Annotated in this window: 17 protein-coding genes and 1 tRNA gene; 13 read left to right on the top strand and 5 right to left on the bottom strand. The window is 60.5% G+C overall.

Annotation, left to right across the window (positions count from 1 at the left end):
- Positions 1–213: 213 nt before the first annotated feature.
- The gene (locus JFX23_RS08185; RefSeq protein ID WP_005963169.1) at positions 214–1,233 is read right to left on the bottom strand and encodes a LacI family DNA-binding transcriptional regulator; all 1,020 of its coding nucleotides are present in this window, start codon (positions 1,231–1,233) and stop codon (positions 214–216) included.
- Positions 1,234–1,706: 473 nt separating this feature from the next.
- Between JFX23_RS08185 and JFX23_RS08180 the strand changes: the two genes are divergently transcribed.
- Both JFX23_RS08180 and ptsP read left to right on the top strand, forming a co-directional pair.
- Positions 1,707–1,973 (top strand): HPr family phosphocarrier protein, encoded by a 267-nt coding sequence (locus JFX23_RS08180; RefSeq protein ID WP_005963170.1) that lies wholly within the window; start codon positions 1,707–1,709, stop codon positions 1,971–1,973.
- A 2-nt stretch (positions 1,974–1,975) separates the two neighbouring features.
- Positions 1,976–3,661: a phosphoenolpyruvate--protein phosphotransferase gene (ptsP, locus tag JFX23_RS08175; protein ID WP_198776485.1), complete on the top strand. Its 1,686-nt coding sequence runs from the start codon at positions 1,976–1,978 to the stop codon at positions 3,659–3,661.
- A 671-nt stretch (positions 3,662–4,332) separates the two neighbouring features.
- Here the strand turns inward: ptsP and JFX23_RS08170 are convergent.
- Both JFX23_RS08170 and JFX23_RS08165 read right to left on the bottom strand, forming a co-directional pair.
- Positions 4,333–4,956 (bottom strand): superoxide dismutase, encoded by a 624-nt coding sequence (locus tag JFX23_RS08170; RefSeq protein WP_198776484.1) that lies wholly within the window; start codon positions 4,954–4,956, stop codon positions 4,333–4,335.
- Between the two features lie 482 nt (positions 4,957–5,438).
- Positions 5,439–6,410, bottom strand: coding sequence for a DUF808 domain-containing protein (locus JFX23_RS08165; RefSeq protein WP_198776483.1), 972 nt, complete (start codon positions 6,408–6,410; stop codon positions 5,439–5,441).
- A 242-nt stretch (positions 6,411–6,652) separates the two neighbouring features.
- On the opposite strand from JFX23_RS08165, the gene JFX23_RS08160 reads away from it, so the two are divergent.
- The 7 genes from JFX23_RS08160 (at position 6,653) to hemH (ending at position 18,195) form a co-directional block, all read left to right on the top strand.
- Positions 6,653–8,401 (top strand): DUF7059 domain-containing protein, encoded by a 1,749-nt coding sequence (locus JFX23_RS08160; RefSeq protein ID WP_198776482.1) that lies wholly within the window; start codon positions 6,653–6,655, stop codon positions 8,399–8,401.
- 969 nt (positions 8,402–9,370) lie between these two features.
- A complete protein-coding gene (gene topA / locus JFX23_RS08155; protein ID WP_198776481.1) occupies positions 9,371–12,079 on the top strand; it encodes a type I DNA topoisomerase in 2,709 nt (902 codons plus the stop codon).
- Between the two features lie 418 nt (positions 12,080–12,497).
- Positions 12,498–13,481, top strand: a complete 984-nt coding sequence (gene tmk / locus JFX23_RS08150) for a dTMP kinase (protein WP_416153027.1) — start codon at positions 12,498–12,500, stop codon at positions 13,479–13,481.
- Positions 13,448–14,686 (top strand): DNA polymerase III subunit delta', encoded by a 1,239-nt coding sequence (locus JFX23_RS08145; protein ID WP_198776479.1) that lies wholly within the window; start codon positions 13,448–13,450, stop codon positions 14,684–14,686. The genes tmk and JFX23_RS08145 overlap by 34 nt, the downstream gene beginning before the upstream one ends.
- 101 nt (positions 14,687–14,787) lie before the next feature.
- On the top strand, positions 14,788–16,449 hold the full coding sequence (locus tag JFX23_RS08140) for an alpha/beta hydrolase (RefSeq protein WP_198776478.1): 1,662 nt from the start codon (positions 14,788–14,790) through the stop codon (positions 16,447–16,449).
- A gap of 390 nt (positions 16,450–16,839) precedes the next feature.
- Positions 16,840–16,915 (top strand) — tRNA-Thr (locus JFX23_RS08135).
- Positions 16,916–17,115: 200 nt separating this feature from the next.
- Positions 17,116–18,195, top strand: a complete 1,080-nt coding sequence (hemH, locus tag JFX23_RS08130; protein WP_198776477.1) for a ferrochelatase — start codon at positions 17,116–17,118, stop codon at positions 18,193–18,195.
- A gap of 293 nt (positions 18,196–18,488) precedes the next feature.
- Here hemH and JFX23_RS08125 read toward each other — a convergent pair whose 3' ends face one another.
- Both JFX23_RS08125 and JFX23_RS09435 read right to left on the bottom strand, forming a co-directional pair.
- The gene (locus JFX23_RS08125) at positions 18,489–19,061 is read right to left on the bottom strand and encodes a chloride channel protein (protein WP_269815705.1); all 573 of its coding nucleotides are present in this window, start codon (positions 19,059–19,061) and stop codon (positions 18,489–18,491) included.
- A 3-nt stretch (positions 19,062–19,064) separates the two neighbouring features.
- Positions 19,065–19,253, bottom strand: a complete 189-nt coding sequence (locus JFX23_RS09435) for a hypothetical protein (RefSeq protein WP_233050700.1) — start codon at positions 19,251–19,253, stop codon at positions 19,065–19,067.
- A gap of 1,168 nt (positions 19,254–20,421) precedes the next feature.
- Between JFX23_RS09435 and JFX23_RS08120 the strand changes: the two genes are divergently transcribed.
- From JFX23_RS08120 to JFX23_RS08105, 4 genes are all read left to right on the top strand, one after another.
- On the top strand, positions 20,422–20,754 hold the full coding sequence (locus JFX23_RS08120; protein WP_198776476.1) for a histone-like nucleoid-structuring protein Lsr2: 333 nt from the start codon (positions 20,422–20,424) through the stop codon (positions 20,752–20,754).
- A gap of 67 nt (positions 20,755–20,821) precedes the next feature.
- Complete coding sequence (locus JFX23_RS08115) at positions 20,822–21,556, top strand: phosphoglyceromutase (protein WP_198776475.1); 735 nt, start codon at positions 20,822–20,824, stop codon at positions 21,554–21,556.
- 227 nt (positions 21,557–21,783) lie between these two features.
- Positions 21,784–22,296 carry a CarD family transcriptional regulator gene (locus tag JFX23_RS08110; RefSeq protein ID WP_198776474.1) on the top strand — a complete coding sequence of 171 codons (513 nt, stop codon included), beginning with the start codon at positions 21,784–21,786 and terminating at the stop codon, positions 22,294–22,296.
- Positions 22,293–23,237 (top strand): IspD/TarI family cytidylyltransferase, encoded by a 945-nt coding sequence (locus tag JFX23_RS08105; protein ID WP_198776473.1) that lies wholly within the window; start codon positions 22,293–22,295, stop codon positions 23,235–23,237. Before JFX23_RS08110 ends, JFX23_RS08105 begins: the two co-directional genes overlap by 4 nt.
- The last annotated feature ends 294 nt before the right edge of the window (positions 23,238–23,531 follow it).

Here is a 23,531-nt window from a genome sequence, read left to right as displayed (position 1 = left end):
AACCCCCGGGTTGGAAAAGTCGCGGCCTCGGGCTCACTGATCTAGGAGGCGAGGCCGATCATCCCAGCCGCAGCGCCGAGCTCATTCTCGCGCTCGGATCTAGGGGCCGAGCCCGGGGGGAAAGGCCGGGCTCGGCGACTCAGACCGTCAAGCCCCAGGCGTGGAAAAGTCACGGCCTCGCGCCCTCAGCTTGGAAAAGTCGAGCCCCGTGACTCAGGCCGTCGAGCCCTCGAGGAGTTCCACGGGGAACTCCACGATCTCCCCGATCTCAGGGATATCCGCCCCGCCCTCAAGCGGCGCAGAGTTCACCGCATCGATTCTGCCCAAAAGCAGACGCACGGCCTCGCGCGCCATGTCCTCGATCGGCTGGCGAATCGTCGTCAACGTGGGAAGAGCACGACGCACCGCCACAGTCCCATCAAAACCGATCACTCGAAGCTGCTCGGGCACCAAAAGATCACGCTGACGAGCCCACTCGAGGACCTCCGCTGCGGCCAGATCATCCGTCGCGAACACGGAGTCGATCATCCCGACGGCACCATCCAAACACTGAGCCATGAGGGCCGGACGATCCGCAGGAGCTGTATGGAAGGGAACCTCGAAAACAATGGGCTCGATGCCCGCCGCTTCACAGGTGATGCGATAGCCCCGCTCACGCAGGTTCAGACCATGAGAACGAGAGGTGAGAAGAGCTGGGCGTCGTGAGCCGCCTGCGAGGAGTCGCTCGGTTGCGAGCCTGCCCCCGGCCTCGTTATCACAGCGCACATTCGGAATACGAGGGGACAAGGAACGGTCGATCGTCACGATCGGCATGCGGATCGATTGGTATTCCTCGAGATCCTCGTTGTGAGCACCGGAAATGATGCCGTCAACGCGGTTGCCGATGAGGAGATTGAGATAGTCGCGCTCGCGGTCCGAGCGACCCAGAGAGTTGCAGATCAGTACTCGGTAGCCGGATTCTGCGAGCGCGTTCTCAACAGCGACGGCGATCTCGCCGAAGAAGGGAAGGGCGACCGTTGGAACAATCAATCCGATCGTGTAGGTCCGCTTGCCGTGCAAGGCTCGGGCGACTTGGTTCGGCCGGTAGCCCAAGGTTTTGATCGCTCGGGCGACCTTATCCTTCGTGGCCTGCGAAAGGTAACCGCGATTGTTGAGGACTCTGGAGACGGTTGTAAGAGAAACTCCAGCCTCTTTGGCAACATCGGCAAGAGTGGGCTCAAGACGGCGGTCCACGCACCCTCCTTTCGAATGACTGAGGCAACAGACATGAACAGTTAACTTACTTTAATTCGTTCTGCCTGATCCTGAGGAGGTTCCACCCTGAAGAAGCAGAGGTTCAGGCTGCGCTGATACACAGCAGAAACGAGGTACGAGAAGGTTTCCCCTGAAGAAGGGGAGGATCTGCCCTCAAGATAATGCGGCCGCGCCCCACGGGGAGAGTGCGTTCATCCTCGATGCGTTCATCTTTCAAGATGAGAAGCCTCTGCCCTGAAGAAGCCGAGGAGACGGCACTTCCTGAGACAGGACAGTTTTGTGAAGGACTACCCCCTGATTCTCGGAAGAACGCTCATCCGCGTCGAGAGATGACGAATAGGTGAAGATTCGTGCGTCTGTCCAATACCCCTCCCCATACAGGTGCTAAACGATTAGCATGACACCAAGGTCGCCCATCCACCGTGGTATGGGTTCAACTGGAAGGAACCTTCATGATCTCCCGCACTGTCGTCGTTGCCTCGTCTGTCGGCCTCCACGCCCGCCCCGCCGCCCTCCTCGCAGAGGCCGTTGACGACTCCGGCGTCGACGTCACCATTGCTTTTGACGGCGAAGAAGCAGACGCCGCTTCACTTCTTGAAATCATGACCCTCGGAGTTGGCCACGGGGATGAGGTCACTCTCTCAACCGACGACGACAATGCCGGTGCGGTCCTCGACTCCCTTGTCGAGCTGCTCTCGCGAGACCTCGACAAGGAGTGAGCATGGCAAGCCCACACGCAGTTCTTCACGGCATCGGTGTTTCTGCTGGAACCGCAGCAGCGAAGGCCGCCATTGTTCGCCCCGCCCCCGGCGTTGATGAGAACGAAGCCCCCTGCACCGATCCGGTAGCTGAGGGCGAGCGCGTTCGCGGTGCCCTCGCCGTCGTATCCGCAAGCCTGAAGGAACGGGCCAAGGATGCTCCCGAAGAGTCAGCTCCGATCCTGAAGGCAACCGCCCAACTTGCGGCTGACCGTGGCCTCGCTAAAGCGATCGATAAGAAGCTGAAGAAGGGGCTCGGCGTGACCCAGGCGGTCCACGCCGCAGTCGAAGAGTACGCGGAGATGCTTCGCGGCCTCGGCGGCTACATGGCCGAGCGCGCCACGGACCTTTACGACGTGCGCGATCGCGCGATCTGCGAGCTCCGCGGACTTCCCGCTCCCGGTGTCCCCACCTTCGAGGAGCCCGTTGTCCTCGTCGCACGCGATCTCGCGCCGGCGGAGACGGCCACTCTTGATCCTGAAACGGTTAAGGGCATCATTACCGAGGTCGGCGGCCCGACTTCGCACACCGCGATCCTCGCCGCACAGCTCGGCATCCCGGCAATCGTTAAGGTCGCCGGAATCCTCGAGGTGAACGAGGGGGATCTCCTCGCTCTGGACGGCGGTGTCGGCGAGGTCGTGGTCTCCCCGACCGCTGAAGAGGTTGAACTCCTCGAAGAGCGTTCACGTCGTCGTGCCCTTGCTCTCGCCGGTTCCTCCGGTGAAGGCGCCACTTACGACGGCCACCGGGTCAAGCTCCTCGCAAATATCGGCACCGTCGATGATGCGAAGAGGGCTGCCGAGGTCGATCTTGAGGGTGCGGGCCTGTTCCGCACGGAGTTCCTCTTCCTCGATCGGGCGGAGGCGCCTTCTTTGGAGGAGCAGACCGACACCTACACGAAGGTGCTCGAGGCCTTTGGGGAGCGGCGCGTTGTTGTGCGCACCCTCGATGCGGGCGCTGATAAGCCTCTGTCCTTCGCGAACCTTGGTGAGGAGGAGAACCCCGCGCTTGGGCGAAGGGGTCTTCGCCTGTGCCAGGTCCGTGAGGACCTTATCGATACGCAGCTTGCCGCCCTCGCTGCCGCGCATGCGAAGACGAAGGCTGAACTGTGGGTCATGGCTCCGATGGTGGCGACCCTTGAAGAGGCTGAATGGTTCGCCGAGAAGGCGCGCGCCGCTGGCCTGCCGAAGGTTGGCATCATGATTGAGATTCCGGCTGCCGCGATCCGTGCAGACCAGATGCTCTCGGTCGTGGACTTCGCTTCGATCGGTACGAACGATCTCACGCAGTACACGATGGCCGCGGACCGTATGGACGGTGAACTCGCACCGCTGCTCAACGCATGGCAGCCCGCGGTTCTCCAGATGATCAAGTTCGCGTGTGAAGGGGGCCGTGCCACCGGCAAGCCGGTCGGTGTGTGCGGCGAGGCAGGCGGAGATCCGCTGCTGGCCCTCGTCCTCACGGGCCTTGGTGTCGCTTCGCTGTCGATGGCTCCTTCGAAGGTTCGCGCTGTGCGTGCGGGCCTGCGCATGCATGATCTGGCGACCTGTCAGCAGATGGCAGCCTTCGCTGTCGATGCTCCGACTCCTGAGGAGGGGCGCAACAATGTCCTCAAGCTCGTCGCGCCCGCGATGCAGGCGCTGCTCTGAGTAGACAGGTGTGGCGTCGAAGAGGGCAGCTGTTGTGGATAGGCAGCTGCTCCTTCGAGGAAGCACGAGCGTTCATCTGGAGCTTTACCTGTGAGGGTTCCTTTGTGATGCTTCGCTTGGTGAAGGGAGCTGAGTAAGGCTTTCAGGTGTTCGACGTTCTCCGCCCGGCTGGTCCTCCAGCCGGGCGGATTCCTTTTTACGAGGCGGCATTTTGGGGATGAGGCCGACAATACGTGGCGAAGCTGGGCTGCTCGTCTTGTTGAGGTCGGGGCTGCTCGTCTTGCTGAAGGCGGGGTCGCTGGTCTTGCTGAGGGCTGGGCTGCTCGCCTTGCTGAGGCCGGTGGGTGGCCCGTTTTCTTCGAATCCTCGCATCAGGCTTCTGGATGCTTCCCCAGGAGGGGTAACAGCTAGTGGAGGGTTTGACGATATGTGGAGGGGATATAACCCCTCCTGAATTCGTCAAACCCTCCACTCGTGTAGGAGCCTCGTAGTGAGGTTCGTGCTCAAGGCTCGCGGGCCAGCCTGTACTCAAGCTTCGTGGGCCGACCTGCACTCAAGACTCACGGGCCGACCTGCGCCCGAGGCTCGCAGGGCCACTCGCGGCCAAGGCACATGCGGACAAGCCCGCTAAGTGTCCAGCGATAGAGTGCGAGCACTCACCCGCTGAAGAATCAGGCGAGGACGAGACCCGTGTACTGGGTGCGGGCGCGCTCGAAGCGGGCGGCGACATCGGCCCAGTTCACGACGTTCCACCAGGCCTTAACGTAGTCCGCCTTGACGTTCTGGTAGTCGAGGTAGAAGGCGTGCTCCCACATGTCGAGCATGAGGAGGGGAACGGTTGCTACGGGGATATTGCCTTGCTGATCGGTGAGCTGGAAGGTCACGAGACGCTTGGACAGCGCATCCCAAGCGAGGACACCCCAGCCCGAGCCCTGAAGTCCGAGGGCGGCCGCGGCGAACTGGCCCTGGAACTTCTCGAAGGAGCCGAAATACTCGTCAATGGCTGCTGCGAGTTCACCTTCCGGACGCTCCTGGGCGTCAGGGGTCATGTTCTGCCAGAAGATCGTGTGGTTCGTGTGGCCGCCGAGGTTGAACGAGAGGTTCTTCTCGTAGAGGTTAATGGCGGCGAAATCACCGGATTCGCGTGCCGCTTCAAGCTTCTCCAAAGCAGCGTTCGCACCGCCAACATAGTTCGCGTGGTGCTTGTCGTGGTGCAGTTCCATGATCGTGCCGGAGATGTACGGCTCGAGGGCGGCGTAATCGTAGGGAAGATCGGGAAGGGTGTAGACGGCCATGGTCACTCCTCAATGGTGTCGATCGGCGGCCCCAGCGGGCCTCACAACTCCGAGATTACAGGCCCTTAGTCCTAACGTGCGAGGGGATGATGCGTGACTTTCAAGGCGTTTCCAGGCTCTTTTCTAGGCAGGCGCGCGATCAGTCCTCGCAGGCATCTCCTGACCAGGCCTTTTGCGCGCGCAGACCTTTTAAGCGCGAGCCTTTGTCCGTGCCAGGCTCTTACCCTCACGATGTTCTTCCTAGCTTCCCCGGGCAGCACTCGGCATTAGTGGGCCGCACCTCACGCAAGAGTGCATCTCAAGCACTGGCATGCCTTCAACAGTTTGCGCCTCTGAACGGGGCGTGCAGAGAAACCCCCATTGCCTCCCTGAAACAAACGGGCCCGTAACAAGGAGAGCACGTAGCAAACAGCCCCCAAACAAGCGAGCCGTGCTCTTGCAAGAAGCCGCCTTCAATCGGTATTCCTCAGCCGCCCCAGCCTTCAGCGGCTCGCATTCGCGCCCTCGTCCTCGTTGATCGGAGCGTGCCTTTTGGGGAGAAAAAGGGATATCCCGAGCCAGGTATAAGCGACGAGCGCACCCCAGGCGAGGCCAAAAACGCCCGAGAGCGCTGTTTCCACCGTCCACGTGGCTCCGCCGCCGAAGCGCTCGACTGCGGTCATGGCGTGTTCGACGAGCTCGTGCAGGAAGCTCAGTCCCAGATCCGACACAGAAGTGATGACGATGTGCCCGCCAACCCAGAGCATTGCGACCGTGCCGACAATGCCAATGATCGCGAAGACCTTCGGCATGATGGTGACGATTCCACGGCCCAGCGCAGCCAGCGGCCCTTGGCGTTTGGAGAGGTGAAGGCCGAAGTCATCCATCTTCACGAGGAGCGCCACAAGGCCGTATACGAAGAACGTCATGAAGAAGGCGACGGCGATCATGATGCCGATTCGTACGGTATTCGAATCAGCGTTGACGTTCGCGAGGGAGATCAAAATGATTTCAGCGGAAAGGATCAGATCGGTTCGACTTGCGGAGGAGACGATGCCCTTTTCAAGTTCTTCCGTGCTCGTCGCTGCAGGAGCATCCTCGTGGCTGTGTTCGGGGAAGAGGTGGAGCTTCACAAGGAGCTTTTCGGCGCCCTCGAAAGAGAGGAAAGAACCGCCGAGGAGGAGCAGGATCGGCAGCATCCACGGTGCGAGCCAGGTCAGCAGTAGTGCGAGCGGCAAGATGATGGCGAGCTTGTTGATGAGGGAGGCGCGCGCGATCTTTTTGATGATTGGCAGTTCCCGGCTCGGGTCCAGTCCCGCCACGTATTGAGGAGTGACGGCGGTGTCGTCAATGACGACGCCCACGGCTTTCGAGGAAGCTTTCGTCGCACCCGCGGCGATGTCGTCGAGGGAGGAGGCTGTCGCTTTGGCGAGGGTTGCGATGTCGTCGAGGAGAGCGATGAGTCCGCCGGACATGACCGTCCTAATTTTCGAGGGCGAGAGCGCGCTGCGCGCCAGGGTTAATCATGCCAGGCGAAGAGGGGAGTGCTCTTCTTGAGGACGGGAAGGGGCTTTTCGAAGACGGGTGTGCTTTGCTCAGGGTGGGGAGTGGTCAAAAACCAATCAATCAAAGCGCGCCATCGCGTGTGCTCTTCACGCGAGTGGTCTGCTCCTCCCAGAGGTCTTGATCCTTTATCCGCTTTTGTAGTCTTGTCGCCATGACGACCCCTGAACTTCCTTCCACGCCAAAGACGCGTTCCACGCCGAAGACGGAGCCTGCGCTCCTTGCGCGGGCGCTCGCCGATTTTGAGGCCGCCTCGTGGACTCTTGACACGCTGGATGTTCTCCTGTCAGCTCAGGCCCGAAGCGCGCTCGCCCGCGATCAGCGGATCCCAGCGCTTGTGGAACTCGAAGGGCGCAGTGATGCTGCGTCAATCCTCACCAAACTTTTCGTCCTCGGCGATGAAGTGAATGCGGAGGAACTCGAGGCCGCGCTGCCGACGCTCGGCGTTGAAGGTGCGAAGGAACTCGCACTCGTCGAGAAAGTGGGCGAGGAGTCGGGGGCTAAGGGGAGGTTCATCGCCCTCGTGGATCTGCGTCCTCATGCGGTGATCGCCCCTGACGCCGACGCCGAAGAGGGAACTTGCGAGCTCAACTGGTGGATCGCCTCGGATCGCACGAGCATGCAAAGCGGGTGCGCACTACCTGCGGATCATGTGCTCGGTGTGGGAGGCGCGTCGACAAGCCTGCTGGAAATGACGATCCGCGAGCCGATCGACTCCGCCCTCGACATGGGGTGCGGCTGCGGCATTCAGGCGATGCACCTGAAGACTCACGCCAACAGGGTTGTCGCAACGGATCTTTCGCCCAGAGCCTGCGAATACACACGCTTCAACGCAGCCTTGAACAGGCTCGATATCGAGGTTCGTGAGGGCTCTCTTTTCGAACCTGTCGCGGGTGAGGCCTTCGACCTCGTCGTGACCAATCCGCCTTTCGTCATCACCCCGGAGCTCCTGCGCGGCGATGGGCTCCTCGAATACCGCGACGGTGGGATGCGTCGCGATGAGCTCGTGCGCAGGGTCGTGCGTGAAGGGCCCGAGTGCCTCAAGCCGGGTGGTGTCCTGCAGATGATCGGCAACTGGGAGATCCCCGAGGGCGTCGACCCCGATGCCGAGTGGTCGAAGCGCCTCGAATCCTGGTTCGAGGGCCTTCCCGTCGACGCTTGGATCGTTCAGCGCGACGTTCTCGATACCGCGCAATACGTGGAGATGTGGCTGCAGGATGCGGACCCAAGTGACGAGGTCGGGGAGTGGGACTCGAATGACGAGGCCGGGGCATGGGACCCGAGTGAGGGTTCTTCGAGCGAGCGGGACGCGAGTAGGCATTCTTCGAGCGAGCGAGGCCTGCTGGAGAAAGCGTCGAGTGGGTGTTCTTCACCTGAGCGGGCGTTGCGGAAGCGTGCCTTAAGGGAGCATGCCTACCGGACATGGCTCGCCGATTTCGACGCTGCGGGCGTTGGCGGCGTCGGCATGGGCTTTATCGCGATCCGCAAGCATGTGGGCGACGAAGCTGAAGGCGTCATCCGCTTCGACCTTGGGCTCGCGGGGGCTCGACCTCGGGGCGAGGACGTGCGCCGAACCCTTGATGCGCTGCGCCTGCCGGAGGATTTATCTGGGCTCAGGCTCGTGCGCGCCGATGATGTGACTGAGGAGCGCCATTATGTTCCGGGTTCTGCCGATCCGATGATCCTGATTCTTCATCAGGGCGCGGGATTGGGACGCTCGATCCAGGTGGGGACGGCGACCTCGGCGATCGTGGGCGCGTCTGATGGGGAGCTCGAGGTCGGGCAGATCGTGGCTGCGGTGGCTTTGCTGACCGAGCGTGACGCGGCTGAGATCACCCAGGAGATTGATGAGCCGCTGCGAGAGCTCCTCCGTGCGGGAATGTTGATGATTGTGGAGCAATGACGGGCCTAGTGCTGGTCTGAACTCGTTCGTTGTGCCGCTAGTGGAGGGGATGGCGGAGTGTGGAGGGGTTATTTCCCCTCCACTTGTCGTGAACCCCTCCTCTGAGCGCCAAACCTTCCACTGATTGAAGTCCTCTAGCTGCGAAACTGAGGGGAAAAGGGTATATCGCGGTCTCCAGTGTGCGGGGAGGGTGGGTATATGAGCTTCCATGCGATCGCCCGGGCATTCGTCGTCTCCTGCGTACGGAAATGTTGAGCATCCTCGAGAAGCGATGTTTCAGTAGGTGTTTCAGTAGTGTTTCAGTTGGTCTGCGATGCGCGCGACTTTGTGTGAGTTTTCCTTGGAATCATGCGGAAAGTGGAGGGAGTGCTGCTGTGCTGAGCATGTTTCAGTATGTTTCAGTAGTGCTCCGAGGCAGAGGAGCTCTTTCTCGGAGGCGACCTTGCCGAATTTGAGGTTTCAGTAGTGCGTCGGGGCAGGGGCGCTGGGCATCTAGATGCGTGTGTTGTTGGCGGTGTTTGCCCGGAGTTGCTGGTTGTTCGGCTACGAGTGGAGGGGATGGCGGAGTGTGGAGGGGTTATATCCCCTCCACTTGTCGTGAACCCCTCCTCTCAGCGTCAAACCCGCCAGGAGTCGAAGCCGCTCACATGGGTGCGGGTGGGGATTGCACGGGTCACATGGGTGTGGGCGGGGGTTGGCGAAACACCCCGAAACCCTGAATCCGCGCTCACGTCACACGGGTGCGGGCAGGGATTGGCAGATTATGCAAATATGCACCGCAATTGCGAGGTGAGCTGGGCCATGACAGTGTCAACACGCGGGGTATGAGACAAGGAGAGCATCTGACCTCATCATGGGTCGACACCCCGCACGGATGTGGACGAAGCCGGAAACGAGGGCGCGGCGTTGTAAGGTCACCCTGCGGGTCAAAAACAGACTCGTGGAGGTAATACGCGGAAAGGGTGGAACATGGGGGCGTCGAAGCTGGTCATCGTGGAGTCTCCCGCGAAGGCAGCGACTATCGAGGGATACCTCGGTCCCGACTACCATGTCACCGCCTCAATCGGCCATATACGTGACCTCCCGCAGCCGAAGGACCTCCCGACAGAAATGAAGAAGGGCCCCTACGGGCGATTCGCCGTTGATGTCGAGCATGGTTTCACTCCCTATTACGCGGTGAACCCGGATAAGAAGAAGAAGGTCGCGGAGTTGAGGAAGGCCCTGAAGGAATCTGACGAGCTTTTCCTCGCAACTGATGAGGACCGCGAAGGAGAGGCGATCGCCTGGCATCTCCTCCAAGTCCTCAAACCGAAGGTCCCCGTCAAGCGAATGGTCTTTCACGAGATCACGAAGGAAGCGATTACTCGCGCCCTGGAGAACACTCGTGAACTCGACACCGCTTTAGTTGATGCTCAAGAGACCCGCCGCGTCCTTGACCGCCTCTACGGCTATGAGGTGTCGCCCCTCCTGTGGCGCAAGATCCGCCCCTCCTTGTCGGCTGGACGAGTCCAGTCGGTCGCCACACGCCTCGTGGTGGACCGCGAACGCGACCGCATGGCGCATGTTTCCGCTTCATACTGTTCCATCTCCACTCGCGTCGAGGCCGGGGCTGAATCCTTTGACGCGCGCGTCACCCACGTTGATGGTCGCGCCGTCGCCGCAGGTTCGGACTTCTCCGAGAAGGGTGTTCTCAAGGAGAAGGCGGAAAAGGCGGGGGTGCTCCACCTGGATGAGGCTTTCGCCGCCTCCATCGCCCAGGCTTTGGAGGCTTCGCCCTCGTCGATCATTGAATCGGTGACGCAGAAGCCCTATCGTCGTCGCCCGGCTGCACCCTTCACGACCTCGACGCTTCAGCAGGAGGCTTCGCGCAAGCTGCATTGGAATGCGTCTTCGACGATGCGTACGGCCCAGTCCTTGTACGAGTCGGGATACATCACCTACATGCGAACCGATTCGACGGCCCTGTCTTCCCAGGCGATTCAGGCGGCGCGCGCTCAAGCGGCGGAGCTCTACGGTGCCGATTCAGTGCCGGAGAAGCCGCGCTTTTATGGGAATGTTTCAAAGGGTGCGCAGGAGGCGCATGAGGCGATCCGCCCGGCAGGTGATCATTTCCGCACCCCGGCGGAGGTTTCCTCGCTGCTCAGTAAGCAGCAGCTCGCACTCTACGACTTGATCTGGAAGCGCACGCTCGCTTCACAGATGACGGACGCGCTGGGCTTTACTGCAACGATCCGCGTGCTGACAGGGATTTCGGTCGAAGGCGAGCGTCACGATGTCATTTCTTCCGCTTCGGGCACGGTGATCACCCACCCGGGTTTCCGTCAGGCGTATCAGGAAGGCCGCGATAAGGGCCGATATGACCAGGAGAAGGACTCGGGCTCGGAGAAGGTTTTGCCGAATGTTTCCGAGGGTGAGGGCGCTGATGTCGTCGAGGCGAAGCCCGAAGGGCATGAGACTCAGCCTCCGGGGCGCTACACGGAGGCGACTCTCGTGAAGACGATGGAGGAGCGCGGCATTGGCCGACCCTCCACCTATGCGGCGACGATCCAGACGATTGGAGACCGCGGTTATATCGTCCACCGCGGGCAGTACCTGGTGCCGACCTGGCTCGCCTTCTCTGTGACGCGTCTTTTGGAGGAGAACCTCTCCAATCTGGTCGACTACGATTTCACCGCTTCAATGGAGACGGACCTCGACCGCATCGCCGCAGGTGAAGAGTCCGGTGAAGAGTTCCTGTCTCTCTTCTACCTCGGAGCCAATGGCGAGGGCGATGCAGACGGCTTGAAGTTCCAGGTCGAATCCCTTGGCGATGACATTGATGCGCGGGCCGTAAACTCGCAGGAGGTGGGGGAGGGCGTCGTCGTGCGCGTCGGCCGCTACGGTCCCTACTTGGAGAAGGCGGACGGCACGCGCGCGAATCTTCCTGAGGATGTTGCGCCCGACGAGGTCGATGCGAAGAAGATCGAGGAGCTTTTTGCTCTCGCCGCTGATGATGGACGAGAGCTCGGCGTTGATCCAGCAACGGGGCATACCCTCATCGCGAAGAACGGTCGCTTTGGCCCCTACATTACGGAGATCCTCCCAGAAGAGGAGCCTACGACGAGTGCGAAGGGAAAGAAGAAAGCTGCAGCGCCTAAGCCGCGTACCGCATCGCTCTTCAAGTCGATGGACTTGAGGACGGTCACCTTGGAGCAGGCCCTTGAGCTTCTGTCCCTTCCTCGTGAGCTCGGTGTCGATCCGGCGAGCGGCGAGGTCATTACCGCGCAGAACGGTCGTTACGGTCCCTACCTGAAGAAGGGGTCGGACTCGCGTACGCTGTCGAGTGAAGAACAGCTCTTGTCGATCACTTTGGATGAGGCGCTCGCGATTTACGCGCAACCGAAGACACGAGGGCGTGGCGCGGCCAAGCCTCCGCTTCGTGAGTTCGATACGGATCCGGTGTCCGGTAAGAAGGTCGTGGTGAAGGACGGGCGTTTCGGCCCCTATGTCACTGATGGTGAAACCAATGTGACCGTGCCGCGTGCGGAGAGCGTTGAGGATCTGACGCAGGAGCGTGCTTTCGAGCTTCTGGCGGATAAGCGGACGAAGGGCCCGGCCCCGAAGAAAACGACGCGTAAGACTACGGCGAAGAAGACTGCGAGCAAGAAGACGAGTACGAAGAAGGCTTCTGCGAAGTGACTCGCAGGGCCCGCCCGCACTGACAGTTTCGGCCTTTACCCGCGTCATGAGGGGTGGGCGTCTCCGTATCTTGAGGGGACTCGCCCGCTCCCTGGGTTTCGAGGCTGGCTCGCGTCTTGAGGTGGGAGGCTGTGCCAGTGTGCCAGTGTGCCAGTGTGCCAGTGTGCCAGTGTGCCAGTGTGCCAGTGTGCCAGTGTGCCAGAGGAGAGGCGAAAGATCACGGTTCGTCTTCTCTCGAGGTGCAGGAAAGATCCCCCGGTGTTTCGCCCTCTTGAGGCGCGAGCGGAAGTGGCGGCGCTTGTGCCTTGACGCGGCGGAAGCGGCGCTCCATCTTCTTCTTTCGAGGGCTGGGACGAAGATGCCCCTGGGGCATGCGAGGATATGAGGCATGGAGCGAGGGACTGTGAACGAGGCTGCGATGGCAGAAGGCGTGTTCATCACCTTCGAAGGCGGTGATGGCTCAGGCAAGTCGACTCAGATCCAGCGTGTTCGAGACTGGTTCGAATCACAGGGACGACAGGTCAGCGTGACTCGTGAACCCGGTGGGACAGAGCTCGGCAAAGAAATCCGCAGGCTCGTCCAGAACGGACCGGAGGATGTTGATCCGCGATCAGAGGCTCTACTGTATGCGGCTGATCGCGCCTATCACGTCGCGACGAGGATTCGTCCCGCCCTCGCACGTGGGGAAGTTGTTCTCGCGGATCGCTACATTGATTCCTCAGTCGCCTACCAGGGGGCCGCGCGCTCCCTGGGTGTCGATGAAATCCGTTCGCTCTCGGTATGGGCCACCCAGGGGCTCAACCCCGATCTCACTTTCCTCCTCGATCTTCCTCCCGAGGTCGGGGCGCGTCGTCGGACGAACGCTCCTGACCGTCTTGAACGTGAGTCCATGGAGTTTCATGAGCGGGTCCGGCACGAGTACTTACGCTTGGCTGATGCGGAGCCGGATCGGATCATCGTGATTGATGCCGTGGGCACGCCCGACGAGGTCTTCTCGGAGATTCGTGGTGTTTTGGAGGAACGCTATCCGCATAGTGCACCATCCGCGCTGAGGGGTGAAACCCCTGGCATGGGCGAAGCCCCCTGCATGAGCGATGAAACGCCTTGTCCGACCGAGGTGGATGGGGCCGCTGCCCCAGATACTGCCACTGCGCATGGCCCTGCTGCCAAGCTCGAATCGGGCTCTAACGCCGAACCTGAGTCGAGCGCCGCACCCAAGCCCGTGCCTGTGGCCAAGCTTGAGTCGAGTCCCACTGCCACGAGCGAACCCACCCCTGTGGCCAAGCCTGCGTCCTCGTCCTCGTCCTCGTTGAGCACGGACAGTGCAGCGCCCTCTCTCCTTTCTCTTCTGGGCAGCCAGGAAACCCTATGGGCCTGCGAAGAAGAGGACGTGCTCTTGTGAACCAGGCCCAACCGGTGTGGAAAAGCCTCATCGGTCAGGAAGTTGCCGTCGCGAAACTTAGCGACGCGGCGAAGAGCGCAAGAAGGATCCTCGACGCGCAAGGAACGGACGCTGAGCGCATTGACACGGACCGTAGCGCCATGAGCCACGCCTGGCTCATCACGGGCCCACCCGGTTCGGGGCGCTCCAATGCTGCGAAAGCCTTCGCTGCCGCTTTGCAGTGCGTCGGCGAAGAACCGGGATGCGGAGTGTGCCCGGGATGCCGGACGACCATGCTCGAAACGAACGGCGATGTGCACTTCGTGCGCACTCAAAAGACCATCATCTCAGTAGATTCCGCACGAGGCCTTGTCAATCGAGCGCAGGCCTCACCTTCGCAGGGGCGCTGGCGAGTCATCCTCATCGAGGACGCCGACCGTCTCAACGAGCAAGCCGCGAACGCTCTACTCAAAGCCATCGAAGAACCGCCTGAGCGGACCGTGTGGCTCCTGTGCGCCCCAAGCTCAGAAGACATGATCCAAACGATTCGTTCGCGATGCCGACACTTGGTGTTGAGGATCCCCTCGGTTCACGCCGTCGCCAAGCTCCTCATGCAGGAGGGCATTGCGGACGAGGCGACCGCCCTCGAAGCTGCGCGCGCAGCCCAATCGCATATCGGGAGGGCTCGTGGACTGGCCAAGGACCCCGAAGCCCGTCGACATCGCCGAGACATCATCACCGCACCCGCGAAAGTACGTTCCGTCGGTGAGGCGGTGTTTGCCGCAGAGAATCTCTGGAAAACCGCGAAGGCTGATGCGGACGCTCGCACGAAAGAAACCGATGCGCGTGAGCGTGCTGAACTGTTGCGCGTACTCGGCCTGGAAGAATCCGCTCAATCGACGCGCATCGCCAGGGCACAGCTCCGCCAACTCGAAGAGGAGCAGAAACGACGCTCACGCCGCGCGCTCACCGATGAACTCGACCGGGCCCTCGTGGATCTGCTCTCCATCTACCGCGACGTCTTGATGATCCAGTTGAACGCCGATCAGGAGCTCATCAACTCAGATCTGGCGGATCTCGTGCACGAGCTCGCCCAAGAATCAACACCACGCCAGACAATGACGAGAGTGTCCGCGATCGAGCAAGCGCGCCGCCGACTCCTCGGCAATGGTCAGGCGCAACTCGTCCTCGAAGCGATGACGGTGTCCCTGCGCCCACAGGCCTGAAAACGTGCAAGGAGAGCGTCCTTCGAACCACGCCGCTTCGATCCACACCGGGAGTGAACCGGGCCTGCGGTTCTTCGTCTGAGTCCCCTAGTCTAGGGGCCATGAAGTACTCGAAACCCGCTCTCATCGCCTCTGTCATAGCGGTGGTCTTCGCTGTTTTTATGGCGACCACGATTCTTGTCGTGACCGTCTGGAGTGCGCAAAGCCTCTTGAATTCTGGAGGAAGCAAGCCCGATCGCTCGTGGGCAGAGTCGGAGCACTACACAGAACCGGATCCGGTGACAGCGTCAAGTGCCGAGGATTTCTACGCCCAGAATATCCACTGGGGCAGTTGCAGGGCCGATCAAATCACAGATCGTGGCTCTGCTTCGAAGAGTTCTCTTTCCGAGTATCAGTGCGCGCGCTTGTATGCGCCCCTCGACTGGGAAGAGCCTGCGGGAGAACAGATCACCTTGAGTCTCGCGATCCACCGTTCAGGTAGCGAGGGAGCGCCCGCCCTCTTCTTCAACCTCGGCGGCCCCGGTGGCGCGTCTGTGAACTCTATTACGTATCAGGTTGAAGATAGCCTCGGCAAGGACCTCGTTCAAAAATACGACATTGTCGCCCTCGACCCTCGTGGTGTTGGCGAATCCACTCCACTGAAGTGTCTGAGCGATGCTGAGCTTGATACCTACAACGCGACCGGCTCCTTTTTTGGAATGAACTCCAAGCGCGAGGAGGAGACCCCCCAAGAGATCGTTGAGTCGAACACTCGTGAGCTGACTTTCCTTGCCGATCACTGTGAACATCGATCGGGTGACCTGTTCGCGCACATCGACACTGTTTCCGCTGCGAAAGACTTCGATATGGTCAGAGAGGTGCTCGACCAGCCGAACTTCAACTACCTCGGTTACTCCTATGGGACCTTCCTCGGTGCGACCTATGCGGAGCTTTTCCCCGCGAAGACGGGCCGGATGGTCCTTGATGGTGCGATTGACCCTTCGATGAGCGTCAATGAGGTGTCGGATCTGCAGATGCGCGGTTTTGAAGACTCCATCGGGCATTGGATGGACATCTGCCTGGCCTCGAAGTCCTGTCCCTTCACAGGGGAGCGGAGTGCGGCACTCAAACAGTTGAAGGACTTTCTCCTCGGCCTTGATGAGGAGCCGCTTCCCACCTATGACCGAAAGCGTCCCCTCACCATGAATCTCGCGCTGGGAGCAGTGATCGGCACAATGTACTCGGAGGACACCTATCCGGTTCTCACTCAGGCTCTCTCTTCGGCCCTGAAAGATGATGATGGTTCGCAACTCCTGTACATCGCTGATCTCCTCAACGACCGAGAGGATGATGGCTCTTATTCTTCGAATGGTACGGAGGCTCTCATCGCGATCAACAACCTTGATTACGAGGCCGCAGGCACGATCGAGGAGTGGGAGCGAGACGCTGAGCTCCTGAAGAGGGAACTGCCTGTTTTCGGCACCTGGGCGGGATACGCCTCTGCAGGCCTCGACACTTGGCCCACGAGCCATGCTCAGCGCCAAGAGATCCACGCGAAGGGCTCCCAGCCGATCGTCGTGGTCGGTACGACGCATGATCCGGCAACCCCCTATGTGATGGCGCAAAGGCTTGCGAGTCAGCTCGACGCGGGCGTGCTTGTCACCTATGACGGCTGGGGGCATACCGCATATTCGAAGGACGCTGGTTCCTGCGTCGTCGGCGCGGTTGAGGGCTACCTTCTTGACGGTACTGTCCCGCAAAATGGGCTCACCTGCTCCAAATGAGCTCTGAAGGATGCTCCTGGCCCGCACACCGGCAAGGATGTGGTGTGTGGGCCAGAGCACATTCCGGGCACTGCGGCTCAGGCATGATGACTTCTGTGGAGCTGCATCGGCTCGCGATCGTGGGCGTGCATTGAGGTTTGGACTTGCGCTGAGGTTTCGGCTGGCGCTGGGTTTTGGGTCGGCGTCATCGGGCAGTTGCGAGAGCGGTGTAGGAGCGGCGTGGGAGAGGGGAGGCGCGCCAGGAGGGGGATCTCCTCATTCTTCGCACCCCGGAAGAAGGTGGGTGTGAGGGGTCCCATCCCTTCAAGACTTCATGGCATTTGCCGATGTGCCTGCGCGCCCATTAGACTCGCAGCGTTGTCTGAACGCCCTGCGGGGAACGGCAGACGCGCCACCTTAGCTCAGTCGGCAGAGCGATTCACTCGTAATGAATAGGTCGTGGGTTCGATTCCCACAGGTGGCTCCATCAGGGTTCAGCCCCTCACCAGCAATAGCCCGGTGAGGGGCTGAACTTTTCGCGCAGGAGTGAAGACGCGGGCTGAGGCTCTACCGATGGGGGAATGGCGGTGTGCGGAGAAGAAGCTTTGGGACTTTTGCCCCTTCCTTTTTCTTGAGGTTCAGAGTTCCGTTTCGCCCTTTGGGTAGTGTTCCCGTTAACCTAACTTCATGACGAATCAACCCTCAGTGTCATCTCAAGTGTCTGCCGCCGAGACAACGGCAGCATCGACAAAGGAAGCTTCGGGAAAAGGCACCGACATTTCAGCCGATACTCCCGTACTGCTCCTGACGAATTTGGGAACCCCTAAGACACCGACGACAAAGGATGTCCGCCGCTACCTGCGCGAATTCCTATCCGATCAGCGCATCATCGAAATGCCGCGCTTTGTGTGGAAACCGATCCTCGAAGGCATCATCTTGCGAGTGCGTCCGGCACAATCGGCTGAGAAGTACCGCTCGGTCTGGTTGGAGGAGGGTTCTCCTCTCCTGCATTACACGACCCAGCAGGCGAAGCTGCTCACAGACAGGCTTGGCATCAGAGTTGTCCCTGCGATGCGATACGGTGAGCCCGCCCTCGGGGATGTTTTGGACGAGTTGATGGCTGCCGGACATCGCAGAATCGGCATTTTGTCGGCGTATCCGCAGTATTCGGCGACGACGATTGCCTCAGTGAACGACGCCGTCTGTGCTTGGATGCAGGAGAATCGCGATCACCCGCAGATCAGATTCTCTCGTTCCTTCCCGAACGATCCGCACTACATTGAAGCTCTCGTCGGCGCGATTGAGGACTCCTGGAGCCGAAACGGCCGCCCCGATTTTCAGGGAGGCGACCGCGTGTTGCTGTCCTACCATTCGATTCCCGTGTCAATGCACAAAGCGGGGGACCCCTACCATTCGGAGTGTCTTGCAACGACAGAGGCTGTGCGCGAAAGACTCGGCCTCAGCGCCCAGGAGTGCGTTGCGACCTTCCAATCTGTTTTCGGGCCTTCTGAGTGGTTGAAACCCGCGACAATCGACACTGTCGAGGATCTCGCTAAGGCGGGAACCGGACGCGTTGACGTGATCTGCCCCGGCTTCGTATCCGATTGTTTGGAAACGCTCGAGGAGATTGACCAGCTCAATCGGGAGACTTTCCTGGAGGCCGGCGGCTCTGAGTTCCACTACGTCCCCTGGGGTAATGACGTCGATCGGGCGATTGATGCTCTCGAAGTGCAGGCGCGTGCCCTTATGTCTGGCTGGGTCGAGTAGGAGATGTGCGAGGACGAGGCGGCGAAGCGACAGGAGACGGAGGCGCAAGGCTCACCGATTGAATTCGTCTTCGCCGAGGGCGCGACGGTGAGTCGAGCAAAAGCCTTGAGACCAGCGGGAGCCTTGAGGCGAGCAGAGCCGAAGCCTTAAAGCCAGCCGGAGCCTCGAGTTCGGCTGCACCCCGAGCCGGGTCAGGGGCGCGAATCAAGCGCGGCCCTGTGCTCAGCATTGAGCTAGGGTGAAGCACTGCGAGTGTTCCTCGTCCTCGTTCGCTGAGCGCCTCCCTCGGGTTCTTACTCGGCTTCAGTGTGCGTTCGTTCAGCCCAAGCGGTCGCTGCAACGGCTCCGCCGATGGCGAGAATCGTTGGAACGAGGATTTCGCTGCCTTGGTGGGTGAACTCCATGAGGAGGACCAATCCTGTCAAGGGGGCTTTCGTTGAGGCTCCGAGGAATACCGCTGCGCCAATGAAAACGAAGGCGGCGATGCTCGTTCCCGGCCATATCTGGCTCCATAGGAGGCCGGTGACGGCTCCGAGTCCTGCGCCGAGAGCGAGGCCGGGTGTGAGTGTTCCGCCCCATCCGCCCGCGCGGATCGTCAAGAGGGTTGTCGCCGTCTTCGCAAGGAGAACGAGGGTGCCGCTTGCCAGGCCGAATCCGCCGAGCCATTCGGCCTCGAACTGGGTTTGAGCGCTGGCCTGGCCGTTTCCGAGCACTGAGGGGATGAACATGGAAACTATGCCGACTCCACTGAATGCGAGGGGGAGAGTCCACCAGAGGCTGAGATTTCGCGGTTTGGCGTCTTCGAAGATGTGAACGTACCGCCTGAAAGCAACACCGAGCCAGCCCAGAATTGGGCCGAAGAGCAGCGCTCAGCAGCTGAGTGAGGCTGAGGCGTGGAGTTCACTCACCGTGTAGAAGGGCTCGGGGCAATTCCACACGATCATTTCGACTCCGTGGAGCAGCAGCGTGCAGGCGCGTCCGACGAGTCCCGCGATGAGGCCGGTCGCGATGATTGATGCGGCGAAGCGAAGAGCGGGGGAAACCTGGCGTGTGCTCACCCTTCTCACTGTAGAGGCGCCCACCGTGGGTGAGAAGAGAGAAGAGGGGTGGCGTGGGAGCAATTGCTGCGACGCAAGAGAATCTGCATTGAGATTTCGGGTAGCCGAATTTCCTTGTGTGCAAGAAAAGGTGGGGCAATGCGAGAGGGATGCCTGAGGGGAGGTGAATCCCTTTGGTCATGTGAAACGGCTCCTAGTGGATCTGCCTCTTTGCTTCGCGCGTCTCTCATAGGCCCATATTCCTTGACGAGTTTCGTCTTGGGAAAATGTCATTCTCGTCATAGTGGGCTTGGCTTGTCTCGCCTCGTTATTTCCTGAGTGTGAAGAGCTTGTCTGACATTTGTTTGTCTGACATCTATAGTCCGTGTGGGGAATTGTGGGAGTTTCCGTGCCTCTTGTCCTATTCTCTTCCTGCTTGAGGTGCTCATGATCGCAAAATCCTCGAAGTGTTCGCGCCTTTTTTCTGCAGGGTGTGGGGCAGTGGGGCAAAGTCGAAGACTTTGAGGTGCGCCTTGAAAGCGGGCGTTGGCTGAGGGACTTCGGTGTGTGTGATTATCCGCGCAACTGCCAAGCATGATGCTGAGCGTGCGCCAGGCTCTGCCTCCTGGTCTGGGATGCCGTCTGAGGCGAAATCGGGAAAACTCGCCTTGATGAGGGGTTTTCCTCATATCTGAAGAGTGTGTCGGGGGTGCGAAGGAGTTGGAGCCGCAACGTGAGGTCTTCCCTTGGCTTGTCTTCTCGGCTTTCAGGGGCACGGGGTGAAGGGAAAATGTGAAGAATTGAGCTCCGAGTGTAGGCGACGAGCGCTTTTACCCCACAAGGGGTGGTGTGAATAGAGCAGCTGTGCGCGGGGCGCGAGGATCTCCTCAGAGGGAAAGGTGGCGCTCTTGTTGACGTGTCGGACTTCATTGACTCCTGAGCTTGCGTTGTGAATCCAGAAGCTGCGAGCGTTTCGAGAGAATGAATGAGTAGCGAATGGAATCCCAATGCGCCCCGCTATCCTCTTCCTCGAACTTTGAAGGACCAGGTAGTGATGGTCGAAAAAGGGGTGATTGTGTGGTGGTCAATACTTGAGAGCGCCTTTCCAAGGGGGTGAAATGTGGCTATGCTCGTGCTTGGAACATGAAACTAATCCATGTCTCAAGCCTGAAGAAAAGGAAATCATCGAATGAAGAAGACGCAGATTGTCCTCGTTGATGACATCGACGGTACCGAGGCCGTCGACACCGTCTCTTTCTCCTACGAGGGAGTCAACTACGAAATCGACCTCAACGAGGCACATATCCAGGAGTTCGCCGGGAGCATCTCGAAATGGATCGAAGCTGCCCGCCGCGTTGGTGGACGCCAAGCGAAGAGGGGCAAGATCGGGCGCGGACGCGGGGCAAGCGCATCCAAAGCCGGCCTGATTCGTGAATGGGCTCAGGGGCAAGGCATTGCCGTGAATGAGCGCGGACGCATCCCCGCCGAGATCGTCGCAGCCTACGAAGCCGCTCACGCCTGAGAAAACCCGCCACACCAGCGGACACTAGTCCCTGGCGCGGATGCGTTCAGAAGGGAACAATGAGGTTATGACCTACACACTGGTACTGCTCCGCCACGGCGAGAGCGAATGGAATAAGAAGAACCTCTTCACCGGCTGGGTTGACGTGCCGCTCAGTGAGAAGGGTGTTGAAGAGGCCAAGCATGCCGGCGAACTCCTCCGAGAGAATGACGTCCTGCCTGACCTGCTCTTCACCTCTCTTCTGCGTCGCGCGATCAATACCGCGCACTACGCCCTCGACGCTGCTGATCGTCTCTGGATCCCGGTCGAGCGCTCCTGGCGCCTCAATGAGCGCCACTACGGAGCTCTCCAGGGTAAGAACAAGAAAGAGGTTCGCGACGAATACGGTGAGGAGCAGTTCATGCTCTGGCGTCGTTCCTTCGACATCGCTCCGCCCGCCATTGAAGCAGGTACCGAGTTTTCTCAGGACTCCGATCCTCGCTACCTTGAAGAGGTTCCCGCTTCCGAGTGCCTCAAGGACGTCATCGCCCGCTTCATGCCTTACTGGGAGTCGACCCTGGTCCCGGCGATCAAGACCGGTAAGACCGTGATGATCGGTGCTCACGGCAACTCCCTGCGCGCCATCGTCAAGTACCTCGACGACATCAGCGATGAGGACATCATCGGCGTCAACATCCCGACCGGTATTCCGCTTGTCTACGAGCTTGACGAGGAGACCCTCAAGCCCGTCAAGAAGGGTGGCACCTACCTCGATCCTGAGGCAGAGGCGAAGATCGCCGCAGTCGCCAACCAGGGCAAGTGAGCTTCAGACACTGAAGTGAGTCGGCCCGACTGGAGCACTGTGAAGCGTTGAAGTCGGCGTCGCTTGTGCATGCGCAAGCAAGGCTCCCCCGAGATTCTTCCTCGGGGGAGCCTTCGCATCTCTGCACGCCTCGTCCTCGTCCACAGCTGTTTTTCTGCATGAAAAGCCCAAAATGCGTGCGAATGATAAAATGAGGATCGCTATTCGCAAAAAACGGGAGTTCTTTCATGTCGTTCGAAATCGGTCAGACGGTCGTATACCCGCACCACGGGGCAGCAACGATCGAAGAGATCTCCACGCGTAAAATCCGCGGCGAAGAACGCATGTATCTCACACTGCGCGTCAATCAGGGCGATCTGACGATCCAAGTGCCCGCCGACAACGTCGATCTCGTCGGAGTGCGCGACGTCGTGGACGAGGACGGCCTCGAAGAAGTTCTTTCAGTCCTGCGCGCTCCCTACATTGAAGAGCCGACGAACTGGTCACGCCGCTACAAGGCGAACCAGGAGAAGATCGCCACCGGCGACATCGTCAAGGTCTCCGAAGTTGTTCGCGACCTGACCCGCCGTGATGACCAAAAGAAGCTTTCCACCGGTGAGAAGCGAATGCTGACTAAGGCCCGGCAGATCCTCACCTCGGAACTCGCGCTCGCTCGCAATATCGACAAGGCCGCAGCGGCTGAGCGCTTGGACGAGGTCCTCGCGGAAGGTCGCGTCGAAGAAGAGCCCACCGAAGAGTGAAAGCCGGGGCTTTCGCCGTTTTGACGGCAGCCGGATCGGGGACCCGACTCGGCTGTAACGGTCCTAAGGCTCTCGTCGAAGTCGGCGGCGTTCCCATGCTTGTCCGAGCTGCTCAAGGACTCGCCGCAGCCGGAGTTGCGGGAATCATCGTCACTGCTCCTACTGAACAGCTTGAGTTCTTCTCCGCCCTCTTCCCGAACGCTCGGACCTCAGGGGGTATCCCCGTCGAGGTCGTCGCGGGCTCTCCCGCTTCTCGTCAGGCCTCCGTCGCATGCGGGCTTGCCGCCCTCCCCGGATTTGCCGAGCGGATCGGCATTGCTTGTGGTGAGGACACTCCCGTCCTCGTCCATGATGCGGCTCGTTGCCTGACCCCGCCTGAAATGATTGCGCGAGTCATCGCGGCAGTTGAAGCGGGGCACAATGCTGTCATCCCCGCGATCCCCGTTACGGACACCCTCAAAGAAGTCGGTCCGCGCACGCAAGCGGGTCCGCGCGAGGAAGTCGGCTCCAGAACGGAAGAGGGCCTGCACACGGAAGTGGCTCCGCGTGAGGAAGTCGGTCTGCGCGCGCAAGCCGGTCCACGCGAGGAGGCCGCTGCCCGACAATCCCAAGCCTCCAGGGCAGAGTCGGAGCATGCTTCTTCGGGAGCCGCCGAAGCTAGCGTCGTTTCAGTGCGGCCAGTTGTGGCAACTCCAGAGCGTTCACGTTTCGCCTCCGTGCAGACCCCCCAGGGCTTCACCTGGCAGACCCTGCGCCGCGCCCACGAGTGTGCAGGTGAACGGGCGAATAGTGAAAAGACTGCCGCGACCGATGACGCTGGTCTGGTCGAAGCGATGGGAGAGCCCGTGGTCGTCGTCGATGGAGATGCGCTCGCATTGAAGATCACGACCGCAGTGGACCTTGCTCTCGCTGAGCTGCTCGTCGACTCCTCGCTCCGATAGAGAGCCTCCCCATTCCCGCGGGCGTCGACTGACCCTGACTGAGTGCGGCCACTGCAATCTTTGGTGCCGTCTATCCGAGTGGGCGTGGTCCGACCTCGACTATCTGACGCTCCAGAAGAACTAGCGAGCATCCATCCGAGCGAACATGGACCGACCGCACTGTGTCACCGTTTCCGGGCTTCAAGGGCCAATCCATCCGACCGGGCGGGGACCAGCCCTTCCGAGCGGGGTAAGGGCAACGGCTCAACGCCATCCATTCGAGCAGGCGTGGACCGGCCGACGCTGAGAAGCCAA

This window comes from Schaalia cardiffensis (genome assembly GCF_016405145.1).
Taxonomy (GTDB): domain Bacteria; phylum Actinomycetota; class Actinomycetes; order Actinomycetales; family Actinomycetaceae; genus Pauljensenia; species Pauljensenia cardiffensis.
This window is presented reverse-complemented; position numbering and strand designations above follow the sequence as displayed.

What these genes read in the sequence shown, in the direction of transcription:
- JFX23_RS08120 (WP_198776476.1), top strand. Translation starts at nt 20,422, where the DNA reads ATGAAGAAGACGCAGATTGTCCTCGTTGATGACATCGACGGTACCGAG.
- JFX23_RS08180 (WP_005963170.1), top strand. Translation starts at nt 1,707, where the DNA reads ATGATCTCCCGCACTGTCGTCGTTGCCTCGTCTGTCGGCCTCCACGCC.
- JFX23_RS08145 (WP_198776479.1), top strand. Translation starts at nt 13,448, where the DNA reads ATGGGCCTGCGAAGAAGAGGACGTGCTCTTGTGAACCAGGCCCAACCG.
- topA (WP_198776481.1), top strand. Translation starts at nt 9,371, where the DNA reads ATGGGGGCGTCGAAGCTGGTCATCGTGGAGTCTCCCGCGAAGGCAGCG.
- hemH (WP_198776477.1), top strand. Translation starts at nt 17,116, where the DNA reads ATGACGAATCAACCCTCAGTGTCATCTCAAGTGTCTGCCGCCGAGACA.
- JFX23_RS08170 (WP_198776484.1), bottom strand. Translation starts at nt 4,956, where the DNA reads ATGGCCGTCTACACCCTTCCCGATCTTCCCTACGATTACGCCGCCCTC.
- tmk (WP_416153027.1), top strand. Translation starts at nt 12,498, where the DNA reads ATGGCAGAAGGCGTGTTCATCACCTTCGAAGGCGGTGATGGCTCAGGC.
- JFX23_RS08165 (WP_198776483.1), bottom strand. Translation starts at nt 6,410, where the DNA reads ATGTCCGGCGGACTCATCGCTCTCCTCGACGACATCGCAACCCTCGCC.
- JFX23_RS08115 (WP_198776475.1), top strand. Translation starts at nt 20,822, where the DNA reads ATGACCTACACACTGGTACTGCTCCGCCACGGCGAGAGCGAATGGAAT.
- JFX23_RS08140 (WP_198776478.1), top strand. Translation starts at nt 14,788, where the DNA reads ATGAAGTACTCGAAACCCGCTCTCATCGCCTCTGTCATAGCGGTGGTC.
- JFX23_RS08160 (WP_198776482.1), top strand. Translation starts at nt 6,653, where the DNA reads ATGACGACCCCTGAACTTCCTTCCACGCCAAAGACGCGTTCCACGCCG.
- JFX23_RS08110 (WP_198776474.1), top strand. Translation starts at nt 21,784, where the DNA reads ATGTCGTTCGAAATCGGTCAGACGGTCGTATACCCGCACCACGGGGCA.
- ptsP (WP_198776485.1), top strand. Translation starts at nt 1,976, where the DNA reads ATGGCAAGCCCACACGCAGTTCTTCACGGCATCGGTGTTTCTGCTGGA.